The organism is Staphylococcus muscae, assembly GCF_003019275.1.
Taxonomy (GTDB): Bacteria; Bacillota; Bacilli; order Staphylococcales; family Staphylococcaceae; genus Staphylococcus; species Staphylococcus muscae.
On record NZ_CP027848.1, the window covers coordinates 295,766 to 308,003 of the forward strand.

The following is a 12,238-nucleotide window of genomic DNA, read 5'->3' on the forward strand; positions in this document are numbered from 1 at the left end:
AAACCATTCGTTTAGTCATTTCTAGACGGATGGTTTTTTAAATTTGGGGCTGTTTAGAAAGTTCATCAGACTCCCGTCAAACCTTGCAATATGGTAAAGTAGAAGTAACAACATAAGTGAAAGGAGTGCGGAAAATGGTGAAGCATGAATCAATGAAAATGACGATGTCAGATGGAGTGATGATAGAAACAAAACTCGATTGCACTAGCCGAGATGCAGTTGGCATTGTCCACATCTTTCATGGTATGGCAGAACATATGGATCGATACAAAGCACTCGTTGAAAAGTTTAATGACCGTGGTTACCATGTGATTCGACATAATCATCGTGGCCATGGTAAAGACATCGAAGGCATTCGTGGACATTTTGATTCAATGGAACAAGTCGTGAAAGATGCTTATGAAGTACAAACCACGTTACGTGGAGACTTCGACACACAACTTCCATGCATTGTTTTAGGCCATTCAATGGGTTCCATCATTGCCCGTCAATATGCACAAACCTATTCTGATACTTTTCAAGGTCTTATTCTCAGTGGAACAGGTTATTACACGAAATGGCAAGGATATCCTGCAGTCGGTCTATTAAAGCTTGTGACACTTGTACTTGGTGGCAAAAGACGAATGAATTGGGTCAATCATCTTGTTACAGGTCGTTTTAACAACCAGTTCAAACCACCACGAACACCGAGTGATTGGTTGAGCACAGATACACATGAAGTTGACAAGTTCATCGCAGACACTTATTCAGGATTTAATGTGTCGAATCAACTTGTATACAGTGTTACGAAAGCGATGATGAAGACTGGGGAACTAAAACATATTCAACAGATGGATCAACATATGCCCGTCTTGTTGGTTTCAGGCAAGGATGATCCATTTGGTGAGAATGGCAAAGGTATTCGCCGACTTGCCAACTAATTTAAAAAGGGTGGTATCCAGCACATCACAGTTCAGTTGTACCCGCATAAGCGTCACGAAGTCTTATTCGATCAAGATTATGAAACGGTATGGAAACATATGCTCGAGTGGATGAGCCGTCAAATTATACAAAAATCAAGAAGTGAGTGAAATGAATGAGTGAAGCAAAACCTTTCGTCGTTGTGATTGTCGGACCAACGGCTAGTGGTAAAACAGCATTGAGTGTCGAACTAGCGAAAGCAATAAGTGGTGAAGTGATTAGTGGAGATTCGATGCAAGTATATAAAGGTATGGATATTGGAACAGCAAAAATTACAAAAGAAGAAATGGCAGGTATTCCACATCATTTGATTGATATTTTAGAACCGAATGAGAATTTCTCTGCCTTTGACTTTCAAAAACGTGTGAAGCCATTAATTGAAGCTATTACAGCTCGAGGAAAAGTACCAATCATTGCAGGCGGCACAGGTTTGTATATACAATCTGTTTTATACGACTATCAGTTTGATGATGAAGAAGTGACACCTGAACAAGCAGAAGTCGTAGCTGAGAAAATGGCGGCGTTATCATCGTATTCAAATGAAGAACTGCATGATTATTTAGGGACTTTTGATCCAGAATCTAAGGAAGCGATTCACCCAAATAACCGTCAAAGGGTGGAAAGAGCCATTGCATATTATTATAAAACAAAAAAACTTATGAGTAATCGCAAGAAAAGTACCCAGTTAACAGAAAATTATGATACATTAATAGCAGGGATAGAAATGTCGCGCGAAACATTATATCAAAGAATAAATAAACGCGTCGATATCATGTTGTCTCAAGGTTTATTGGATGAAGTGCAAGAACTGATTGATCAAGGGTATATTTCGTGTCAAAGTATGCAAGCGATAGGATATAAAGAAATGATTCCTGTAATAACAGAAGATATGGATGTTCATACTGCTAGTGAACAGCTGAAGCAACATTCACGCAACTATGCAAAAAGGCAGATGACCTGGTTCAAAAACAAATTAGATGTTCATTGGTTAGATAGAGAGAAGATGTCACTTACTTCAATGTTATCTGAGCTCACAACCCAAATAAACAAAAGGAGATTTTAAAATGGTTGAGAAAAGAAACATTCAAGATGAGTACCTTGAAACTTTCAAGAATGAGGAGAAGGAGCTGACAGTCTTTTTGACGAATGGGTTCCAATTACGTGGCACATTATATGACTACGATAAGTATGTCATTGACTTTTACTCACAAGACCGACACCATATCATCTATAAACATGCGATTAGTACGTTTGTAGAAGGGGCATAAACACCTGATGAGCAGGAATTACAGCATAAATAGCGACATTTGGAAAAATACCGTTGACAATGTCGCTGAATACACATCACACATCTTCAAATGATTATTTGAAGTGAGAATGAAGAATGTCATATTAAAGAGCATCACGCCAATGCGTGGTGCTTTTTTGAGTCATCAACATAAAAGCAAGCATCCTAACAGAATACACGCTCTGTTGGAATGCTTGCTTATCACGTTCATTATAATAATTTTTCAATATCTCTTTTTAATTTTTCAGGCGTCTTTTGTGGAGAATAGCGATGTATCACTTCACCATGACGATTGATTAAGAACTTTGTGAAATTCCATTTAATATTTTCTCCCAATACACCCGATTGTTGTTCTTTCAAATGTTTGAATAATGGGTGTGCGTTATCTCCATTTACATCAATTTTTTCATGCATTGGGAACGTGACACCATAGTTCAACTTACAGTTCGTTTCAGCTTCTTGTCCTGTACCTGGTTCTTGCTTACCGAATTGGTTACAAGGAAAACCGAGTACTGTAAATCCTTGATCTTTGTAAGTTTGGTATAATTCTTCCAAACCACCAAATTGTGATGTGAAGCCACATTCACTTGCTGTATTGACGATGAGTAAAACTTCACCCTTATATTTTTCAAGTGGATAAGTTGTACCATCTGTTTTAGTTACTTCGATATCGTATAAACTCATAACGACCACTCCTTTATAAATAATATAGCACATTCCGAGTGCATAGTCTTAATAGGCACTCTGTGATACAATAATGTGTATTATGTCTAAAGAATATATGGTGATAAGCATGCAAAAACAAAAACCAATCTCGACAAAAAAGGTACGTGAAAAAGCAGTATTGATTGGGGTGGATCTCTATCAATCGGAATATGATTTTGACAGTACAATGCAAGAGTTAGAGGCATTGGCGAATACATGTGAACTTGATGTTAAAGGCGACTTTTCACAACGTAAAAACTTTGTAGATCAACGCTATTATGTTGGAAAAGGAAAACTACAAGAAATAGAGGATTTTATTGAATTTCATGAAATAGACGTGTTAGTCGCCAATGATGAACTTACCACAGCACAATCGAAAAATTTAAATCAACGATTAGGTATTAAGATTATTGACCGGACACAGTTGATACTAGAAATATTCGCCTTGAGAGCGAAGAGTCGAGAAGGGCAGCTACAAGTTGAATATGCCCAACTGGATTATTTACTACCACGTTTAATGGGTCATGGTAAGAGCTTGTCACGTCTCGGTGGAGGCATTGGAACAAGAGGTCCTGGTGAGACCAAGTTAGAAACAGATCGACGACATATTCGAACACGTATGACGGAAATCAGGCGAAAGTTGGAAGAAGTTTCAGCACATCGAGAACGATATCGTCAAAAGCGTGACCAACAAGACATCTTCCAAATCGCACTCGTAGGCTATACGAATGCTGGGAAATCGTCTTGGTTTAATACATTGACAGAGGCTGGTACATACGAAAAAGATCAGCTATTTGCGACTTTGGATCCGAAAACACGTCAATTGAAGTTGAATGAAGGATTTGAAGTGGTGATCTCAGATACAGTTGGATTTATTCAAAAATTGCCAACAACACTGATTGAAGCATTCAAATCAACGTTAGAAGAAGCGAAACGTGCTGATATGTTATTACATGTCGTCGATGCAAGTCATCCAGATTACAAATCACAATATGATACCGTAAATGACTTGATTAAGACATTAGATATGGATAACATTCCACAAATCGTCTTGTTTAATAAGCGAGATCTACACAGTGGGCCACGTCCAGTGACAAACAAACCAATGGTATTCGTATCTTCTAAAAATGAAGATGATATTGAAAAAGTAAAATCCATATTGATTTCTCAAATGAAAGAACAGATGACGTATTATCAAATTGAAGTACCGAGTCATGAAGCGAAACAATTGTATGACTTGAAGCAACACACACTTGTCACTTACCTTGAGTTTGATGAAATGACAAACAAATATAAAGTTGAAGGATATAAAAAATATAGAAAGTAGCGAGAACATGAAAGACTTATCACAATTGATTACAGAAGTAGAAGAAACACTCACACCTTATTTTAAAGAAATAGAGAAGCGTGCTTATGAAAATCAAGCAAAAGTGCTCGATGCTTTTCATAAAATAAAAATTACAGAAACAGATTTACTAGGTTCAACGGGATATGGTTATGACGATTTTGGTCGAGATCATTTAGAAGCGGTATATGCTGAAACATTTAAAGCAGAAGATGCATTGGTACGGCCACAAATTATCTCAGGTACACATGCAATTACAGTCGCATTGCAAAGTTTGTTGAAGCCTGGAGATGCACTGATGTATATCACAGGAAGTCCGTATGATACGTTACTTGAAGTAATCGGAGTCAATGGTTCTGGGATTGAAAGCCTAAAGGAATATGGTATTGACTATCAAGAAGTACCGTTAAATCAAGGAGCAATTGATGTTAAAGCCGTATTAGAAGCTGTGACGCCTAAAACAAAAGTCATTGCGATACAACGTTCAAAAGGTTATGATCAACGACCATCTATTACAGTTGATGAAATTGAGTCTGCCATTTCACAAATCAAAGCAGTTTATCCAGAATTGATTGTGTTTGTAGATAATTGCTATGGTGAGTTTGTGGAGAAACGTGAACCAATTGAAGTAGGGGCCGATTTAATTGCAGGATCACTGATTAAAAACCCAGGTGGTGGACTTGCGAAAATCGGTGGGTATATTGCAGGTCGTAAAAATCTTGTAGAACGTTGTGGTTATCGTTTGACTGCACCGGGAATTGGTAAGGAAGCAGGCGCTTCATTGAATGCATTGCACGAAATGTATCAAGGTTTCTTTATGAGTCCACATGTGGTAAGTCAAAGTTTAAAAGGGGCTTTATTTACAAGTCTGTTGTTAGAACGTTGTAATATGCAGACAACACCAAGTTACGATGCACCAAGAACGGATTTAATTCAAACTGTTTCATTTAATAGTGCAGAACAGATGATTCAATTCTGCCAGAGCATTCAAGCTGCTTCACCTGTCAATGCACATTTCAGCCCTGAACCAAGCTATATGCCAGGGTATGAGGATGATGTCATTATGGCAGCAGGGACATTTATACAAGGTGCGTCGATTGAATTAACTGCAGATGGTCCGATTCGTGAACCATATGAGGTATATGTTCAAGGCGGCTTAACATACGAACATGTTAAAATTGCCGTAACACGTGCGGTTGAAAAAATGTTAAATGAAGGACTTATTTCAATTTAACATTTTGCCCCCCATCTTTTGAAAGGTGGGGGTTTTTGTATGTGTGAAAAGTCGATGAGACCAATATTTTGAAAACGTTTAATATTAAAAGTTGAATTTCATGTAAGGTTTTCTTACATATTTTTGAAATGCAGAAAAATTTGTGCTAATGTTAAGACAGTTCAAAAGTTCAAGGAGATGGCATAGATGAGCAATGATACAATTCGACGTAATATGCCAGTATTTCCGATGCGTGTTGTTAGTCAGTTAACGGAGCTCACACCGAGACAAATTCGTTACTATGAAACACATGAACTGATCCATCCCTTTCGCACAGATGGAAGCAAACGACTTTTTTCATTAAATGATGTAGAAATTCTACTATCTATTAAACATCTATTGGAAAAAGGTTTTAATATGAAAGGGATTAAGCAAATTATGTTAGCAGAAGAAAGCAATGCACTAAATGATGAAGAAGAGCGTCTAAGAAAGCAAATGATCGTGGATACGACACAAAAACCGCAGCACGAATCTATTCCACTAAATCGTGGTGACTTATCGCGCTTTTTTAAATAATTTTACTGGGGGACAAAACGCAATGACAAAGCAAAAGTTTACGAAGGATGACATTAGAAGGTTCGCAAAAGAAGAAGATGTACGTTATTTACGATTACAATTTACAGACATTCTTGGAACAATCAAAAATGTTGAAGTGCCTGTGAGACAATTGGAGAAAGTATTAGACAATGAAATGATGTTTGATGGTTCTTCTATTGAAGGGTTTGTCCGTATTGAAGAGTCTGACATGTATTTATACCCTGATTTAGACACTTGGGTTATTTTCCCATGGACAGCAGGTAAGGGGAAAGTTGCTCGTTTAATTTGTGATGTTTACACAACAGAACACAAACCATTTTCAGGCGACCCTCGTAGCAACTTGAAACGCGTCTTAAAAGAAATGGAAGAACTTGGCTTTACTGACTTTAATCTAGGACCTGAGCCAGAATTCTTCTTATTCAAACTTGATGAAAAAGGCGAACCAACAATGGAATTGAACGATCATGGTGGTTATTTCGACTTAGCACCAACAGATTTAGGTGAAAACTGCCGTCGTGACATCGTACTTGAACTTGAAGATATGGGCTTTGATGTTGAAGCTTCTCACCATGAAGTTGCGCCAGGTCAACATGAAATTGACTTCAAATATGCAGATGCGATCACAGCTTGTGACAACATTCAAACATTCAAACTTGTCGTAAAAACAATTGCACGTAAACATAACCTACACGCAACATTCATGCCAAAACCATTATTCGGTGTGAACGGAAGCGGTATGCACTTCAACGTATCATTATTCAAAGGGAAAGAAAATGCTTTCTATGATGAAAATGGTGAAATGCAATTAACGAAAGATGCTTACCACTTTATTGCAGGTTGTATGAAAAATGCACGTGGTTACACAGCAGTATGTAACCCACTTGTTAACTCATACAAACGTTTAGTTCCAGGTTACGAAGCACCAAGTTACATCGCTTGGAGCGGTAAAAACCGTTCACCATTAGTACGTGTCCCAACATCACGTGGCTTGTCAACACGTGTGGAAATTCGTTCAGTCGACCCAGCAGCAAACCCATACATGGCACTTGCAGCTATCTTACAAGCTGGTTTAGATGGTATTAAGAACAAATTAGAAGTGCCAAAACCAGTAAATCAAAACATCTACGAAATGAACCGTGAAGAGCGTGAAGCGATAGGTATTGAAGATCTACCATCAACACTTTACACAGCATTAAAAGCAATGCGTGAAAATGAAGTGATAAAAGATGCATTAGGTGAGCATATCTATAACCAATTCATCAACTCAAAATCAATTGAGTGGGATTACTACCGCACGCAAGTATCTAAATGGGAAATTGAGCAATACATGAAGCAATATTAATCGTTAGAACCCTTGAGACTATAAGTCTTGAGGGTTTTTTAGTTCAATACTTTTTGCACCCATCATCTATAAATATACTCTTTTGGGTGCGAAGTGGGTGCAAAACAATAAAAAAATTTTTGTTTTATTGATAAATTCTTCAAAATCATCTTTGGCTTTTTGATTCATTTGTTTAGTAACGTGACTATATACTTGCTCTGTTACAGCCATCGTTTTATGACCTAGTCTTTCTTGTATAACTTTCATTGGTACATCACTTACTAAAAGCAATGTAGCATGCGTATGTCTAAGTTTATGAATACTCAATGCGTTATCTTTTCCCAGAAGTTTTTCTGTTATTTGCTTCATAGTATTGTGGGTGGTACTTCGAGGAAGCGGGTCGTCGAATGCATTGTAGAAAGTACAGTCGTTATCAGAGTTATACATATCTTCGTTAACAATACGGTTAGCATTTTGTAGATATTTAAGTTTAGTCAATTCTTTTGCAAGGTCATAAGTAATGTAGATAGTTCTGTTTTCTTTATTTTTGATAGGGTTCCATTGGTCTTTCTTTTGATCATATGATTTCGTGATTGATAATGTTTTCTCTTTATTATTGTAATCAGACCACAATAACGCATTAGCCTCACCGACACGAATGCCAGTTTCAATCATCCTTCTGAACATATAATATTGGTGTATATTTCGTTTCTTTACCAAATCTAAAAACGGTTTGATTTTATCTTTTGGAAGATATTGAGCTTTTTGCGGTTCTTTTAAGTTTTTATATTGTAATTCCACGCCATCGTACGGATTAAAATAAATAAGTCTGTCATATACAGCACGTTGCAAAGCTCGTTTCAAAAACGAATGTGATTTTTTGATTGTAGACTTACTGTATCCTTTATCAATTAAGTTGTTAATGACTTCTTGATGTTTTGAGTGGGTGATTGATTTTAATGAAATGTTTCCATTCTTTTTAATAAACGCATTTTCGAGAAATTTTCAATTTCAATTGTATTTTGACTTAATTTATCATTTCGCCAAGTTTCTACGTAATAATTTAACCAATCATTTAGCAAGTAATCTTTAGTTTCTTGCATATCTTTATTCATAAAGTTTTCAACTTCAATGGCAGCACGCTTTGCTTCTGCTTTTGTGTTAAAACCACTTTTAGTAATGTACTTTTTATTCTTTTTTCATCTACATAATGAACTTTAAATCGCCATTTTTTACCTCGCTTTTCAAATGAAGCCATTTTTACCACCCTTTTAAGAACGTATGTTCGGTTTATTCATAAAAATATATAGGGTAGGCGTGCTACCCAGTATATTAGTCTAATTTTGATAACTCTATTTGTATTTCTTCTTCGCTTATTAATCTAGTATCTATCGATGACTGGTATCTTTGAGCTAGTTGTCTTTGTCGTGATATATAGTAAATAGTTGTTTAGATAATGAAATCACATAATTATAGTAATTCAGATTTGTAATAAAGAGTGCATTTAGGATAATCAATTTTTTCTTCTTCTGGAGTAATAAAATAGAACCACAAGTATTTCATAATATTATATTTCATTGCAATCTTATTAGAATAACTAACAGTTTCATTTTCTTTTACATAATTGTAAAATTCAATTTCTTTTTCGGTGGCATCTGTACAGGTTAACACAGAAGATTTTAGGGCTATTCTATTTGAATTATTAGAAAAAGAATAATGACCAGTTCTAGTTTTCTTTTTCTATTTACTCCGATGTAAATTGAAAGTAGTAAAGACTTACCATATATAGCGTCAACATGTTCTTTTGTGGATATTTCTTCAACTAAAAACATGTTGATGAGTAGTGATTTTTAATCATTTATTTCTCCTTTCAATAAAGATATTAGTCCCTGCTCATTAATGATTTGAATGTCTACACCTTGATTTTTATATGCTCTTGCTTTTCTTTGTTTTGATACAAGCCCGTTTTCATCAACATATTTTTCGTTTTGAATACCTTCCACTAAAATATTTGTTTTAGCGGAAACATTACTTCTAACCTTTGCACCATTTTTTCGCGATTGAATCATTAATTTCTCTTTTGAATTTTCAAATTCACCTGTAAAAACTATATTTTTATTCATAAGATTTAAATTATTGTATTCTATCTTAAGTTTATTAATATCAGTAATTTTTACAGAACTTTTAGTAAATGCAGTTTTTAATAGTATATTGAACATTTGCAAGTTTACTAAATCTTATATATTGTGTTTTCATACTTTGTATAAGTTCTAAAAAACTAGAGAAACCTTCATTTTTCATTAATGAAATTAGCAATTTTGAAAGAGCTTCAACATCATATTTAGCTGAATGTAATCCAGACTTTTCTATATTGTATATATCACACAAACTATTCATACTTACGGAAATATTTTGATGGAAATATTTGAAAATATTAACACTATCTATATATAAGAAATTTTTCGGTGTTAGATTATATGTGTTGGCAGTATGATTTAATACAGAAATATCAAAATTAGCATTATGAGCAACTACAAAGAAGCTTTCATTTAATAATTTCTCTATTTTATCAAAAATACTATCAAAACTGGGAGCTGTTAAAATCACTTCTTTGGGAATTTGGTGTATATTTGCGTTTTCTTGACTATAAAAATTATTTGGCGGATTAATATATGAATTATAAATATATTCAACAGATAAATCTTTAATAAGAGAAATTGCAACTTGACATGGACTATTAGTATGTTCATTCATAGTTTCAAAATCTATTACTGCAATATCATATTTTTTCATTTTATACATCTCCTATAAAATCACTTTGCCTACAAGGTTCATATCTTCATTTTGGTAGAAGTGGAGATTTTTATATTCTATATTTAGTGAAATTAAAGTCAATCTATCATCTTCCACACGAACCTTTTTGATGTATGATTCTCCATTTATAATGAATACACCAACTTGACCGTTTTTAATATCGTGTGTTTTCTCAACAAAGATAATTTCTCCATTTTGAAACATTGGTGCCATAGAATCACCATTGACTTGTAAAGCTATATCATGTGGTGGTATGTATCCTTTCACTTTTACAGTGAATTGAGGTTTATCAAAAAGTTGTTTTCCTGTGCCGGCAGAGACATAGCCATAAACAGGTGTTTCTTGAATAAGATTTCCTTTGTAGTTATCTATGTCGATTACGTCAGTTTTACTGTTGTTCTGCATGTCTAATTGATCTTTTGCGAATCTAAGGACGTTTTGTTGACGATAGTACGTTAGTTGATCATACACGCTTGTGATATCATTGGTAACTTTATAAGTTGTATCTATATCACTTTTTAATATTTCAAAAACATCGGCAATTTTTGAATGACATCATTTGAAGGGTTAGACCCCAAATTAAAATAATCGCTTAAAGTTGAAGGTTGTATTTCTATTTTTCAGCTAATTCTTTTTGATTCATTCCAGAATTTTTAAATATTTTTATATTGTTAGCAATTATTTTATTTCGTTCTTTATCCAAAAATAACACCTTTCCTAACTCATATTATACGAAAATATTCGATTGGAGTAAATGAGGTTACGAAAAAATCGTATTATACAAATAGTAACAAAAGACGGTGTTGACTTAAAAACGTTAAAAGAATTAAGAGTTGATTACAAATTAACTGAAGAAAATCAAGAAGAACTATTTGTATTTTAACTTAGAACAATTCAAAACATGGGAGAGGATTCCACAAACATCAAAGATAGTTTACTGTCTAAATATATGGTTTATTTCAATGTTAAATATTATGATAATTTTTTGACGTAATCAATACGAATATTTCTTATTTACGAATGATAAAAAGAAGTCAATAATTTTGGCATTTAAAAAAGGCGATGTAAGCAATGCAAGAATTAGAATTATTCAATTTTGAAGACTTAAAATTGAAGTCAGTAACTATCATTGATGAACCTTTATTTTGTAGTGGTAATTTTAGATTATGTGAGAGCTGACAAAACTATTAGTAATCATGTTAATCAAGGGGATAAGCTGACGACACACCAATTCAGTGCATTAGGTCAAAATAGGAATATGACTATCATCAATGAATTAGGATGACAGGTGTTTCCTTTTTTCAATCTGATACACTTGAAGGAATGAATTATTTAATAAATGATCAACAAATGTTAACAGAATCTCTTATTGAAATACTTGAATGGGAGGCACCTATTAACTTTTCGAAAGAGGATATTCAGAAGAGTTTGAAACAGTTTTTAATTCAATATCATGAAAAATTTGAATTAAATCCGACTATATCTAATTATGCAATGAAAGATATCATGCTTTTTAGCCCATGTGATATTTGCATAGGTCTCAGCTTTTTATATTATTGTAAGCAACCTTTTAGGTTGGATTTAGATTTTGAACAAATTCCTATCTCATTAGCATCATATATTCAAGATATTTATAATATTAAAGATAATTGATATTGTAAATATCATATAACTAGGAATTGAGATAGAAAAATAATACTGATAGCTACATCATGTTAATAGATACATCGAAAATTACTATGGTAATATATTGAATGGGCAAGTTGGATAGATGGTGGCTAATCTCTTGAAAAAGGGGTGATGCCTATGGTTATAGATGTTACTCCTAGGAAGGAATAGCGTGACAGATTATGAAATGCTGATGATTGTACTAACAATTATTAGCTTAGTCAGGATGAATCAAAACAACCATAAAAAATAACCATCTAATCAATACTTTGGCGAGTAATTAGATGGTTTTAACTCTAAAAAACGTCACCGTCTTTTTAACAGGCT

12 protein-coding genes and 4 pseudogenes are annotated in these 12,238 nt (G+C 34.2%); 10 read left to right on the forward strand and 6 right to left on the reverse strand.

The genetic code is table 11. The features are described 5' to 3' along the window. The first annotated feature begins 137 nt into the window (after positions 1–137). The 3 genes and pseudogenes from C7J88_RS01390 (at position 138) to hfq (ending at position 2,228) form a co-directional block, all read left to right on the forward strand. A pseudogene (locus C7J88_RS01390) lies at positions 138–1,070 on the forward strand (lysophospholipase). A gap of 5 nt (positions 1,071–1,075) precedes the next feature. Next, the gene (miaA, locus tag C7J88_RS01395; RefSeq protein WP_095116472.1) at positions 1,076–2,023 is read left to right on the forward strand and encodes a tRNA (adenosine(37)-N6)-dimethylallyltransferase MiaA; all 948 of its coding nucleotides are present in this window, start codon (positions 1,076–1,078) and stop codon (positions 2,021–2,023) included. Between the two features lies 1 nt (position 2,024). Next, positions 2,025–2,228: an RNA chaperone Hfq gene (gene hfq / locus C7J88_RS01400; RefSeq protein WP_095116474.1), complete on the forward strand. Its 204-nt coding sequence runs from the start codon at positions 2,025–2,027 to the stop codon at positions 2,226–2,228. Between the two features lie 230 nt (positions 2,229–2,458). Here hfq and C7J88_RS01405 read toward each other — a convergent pair whose 3' ends face one another. Beyond that, positions 2,459–2,932 (reverse strand): glutathione peroxidase, encoded by a 474-nt coding sequence (locus C7J88_RS01405; RefSeq protein WP_095116476.1) that lies wholly within the window; start codon positions 2,930–2,932, stop codon positions 2,459–2,461. A gap of 109 nt (positions 2,933–3,041) precedes the next feature. On the opposite strand from C7J88_RS01405, the gene hflX reads away from it, so the two are divergent. From hflX to glnA, 4 genes are all read left to right on the forward strand, one after another. Beyond that, positions 3,042–4,280, forward strand: a complete 1,239-nt coding sequence (hflX, locus tag C7J88_RS01410) for a GTPase HflX (protein ID WP_095116478.1) — start codon at positions 3,042–3,044, stop codon at positions 4,278–4,280. A 7-nt stretch (positions 4,281–4,287) separates the two neighbouring features. Continuing rightward, positions 4,288–5,532: a methionine gamma-lyase family protein gene (locus C7J88_RS01415; RefSeq protein WP_095116480.1), complete on the forward strand. Its 1,245-nt coding sequence runs from the start codon at positions 4,288–4,290 to the stop codon at positions 5,530–5,532. Between the two features lie 186 nt (positions 5,533–5,718). After that, the gene (locus C7J88_RS01420; RefSeq protein WP_095116482.1) at positions 5,719–6,087 is read left to right on the forward strand and encodes a MerR family transcriptional regulator; all 369 of its coding nucleotides are present in this window, start codon (positions 5,719–5,721) and stop codon (positions 6,085–6,087) included. Between the two features lie 22 nt (positions 6,088–6,109). Beyond that, positions 6,110–7,450: a type I glutamate--ammonia ligase gene (glnA, locus tag C7J88_RS01425; protein ID WP_095116484.1), complete on the forward strand. Its 1,341-nt coding sequence runs from the start codon at positions 6,110–6,112 to the stop codon at positions 7,448–7,450. A gap of 66 nt (positions 7,451–7,516) precedes the next feature. Here glnA and C7J88_RS10610 read toward each other — a convergent pair whose 3' ends face one another. The 5 genes and pseudogenes from C7J88_RS10610 to C7J88_RS01445 all read right to left on the reverse strand — a co-directional run bounded on the left by C7J88_RS10610 (position 7,517) and on the right by C7J88_RS01445 (position 10,946). After that, positions 7,517–8,230, reverse strand: coding sequence for a site-specific integrase (locus C7J88_RS10610; RefSeq protein ID WP_229709377.1), 714 nt, complete (start codon positions 8,228–8,230; stop codon positions 7,517–7,519). Positions 8,231–8,385: 155 nt separating this feature from the next. Next, positions 8,386–8,610: an Arm DNA-binding domain-containing protein gene (locus tag C7J88_RS10720; protein ID WP_095116486.1), complete on the reverse strand. Its 225-nt coding sequence runs from the start codon at positions 8,608–8,610 to the stop codon at positions 8,386–8,388. Between the two features lie 669 nt (positions 8,611–9,279). Continuing rightward, positions 9,280–9,552 (reverse strand): BRCT domain-containing protein, encoded by a 273-nt coding sequence (locus C7J88_RS10615; protein WP_249027478.1) that lies wholly within the window; start codon positions 9,550–9,552, stop codon positions 9,280–9,282. A gap of 61 nt (positions 9,553–9,613) precedes the next feature. Then, positions 9,614–10,222: a 3'-5' exonuclease gene (locus tag C7J88_RS10620; RefSeq protein WP_249027479.1), complete on the reverse strand. Its 609-nt coding sequence runs from the start codon at positions 10,220–10,222 to the stop codon at positions 9,614–9,616. A 12-nt stretch (positions 10,223–10,234) separates the two neighbouring features. Next, positions 10,235–10,946, reverse strand: a pseudogene (locus C7J88_RS01445) (XRE family transcriptional regulator). 51 nt (positions 10,947–10,997) lie between these two features. On the opposite strand from C7J88_RS01445, the pseudogene C7J88_RS01450 reads away from it, so the two are divergent. The 3 genes and pseudogenes from C7J88_RS01450 to C7J88_RS01455 all read left to right on the forward strand — a co-directional run bounded on the left by C7J88_RS01450 (position 10,998) and on the right by C7J88_RS01455 (position 11,896). Further along, positions 10,998–11,343, forward strand: a pseudogene (locus tag C7J88_RS01450) (helix-turn-helix transcriptional regulator). After that, positions 11,315–11,525: pseudogene (locus C7J88_RS10725) on the forward strand (BRO-N domain-containing protein); the annotation flags it as partial. The pseudogenes C7J88_RS01450 and C7J88_RS10725, both read left to right, overlap by 29 nt. Further along, entirely contained in the window at positions 11,525–11,896 is a 372-nt protein-coding gene (locus C7J88_RS01455; RefSeq protein ID WP_095116494.1) for a hypothetical protein, read from the forward strand. The pseudogene C7J88_RS10725 and the gene C7J88_RS01455, both read left to right, overlap by 1 nt. Positions 11,897–12,238: the final 342 nt, after the last annotated feature.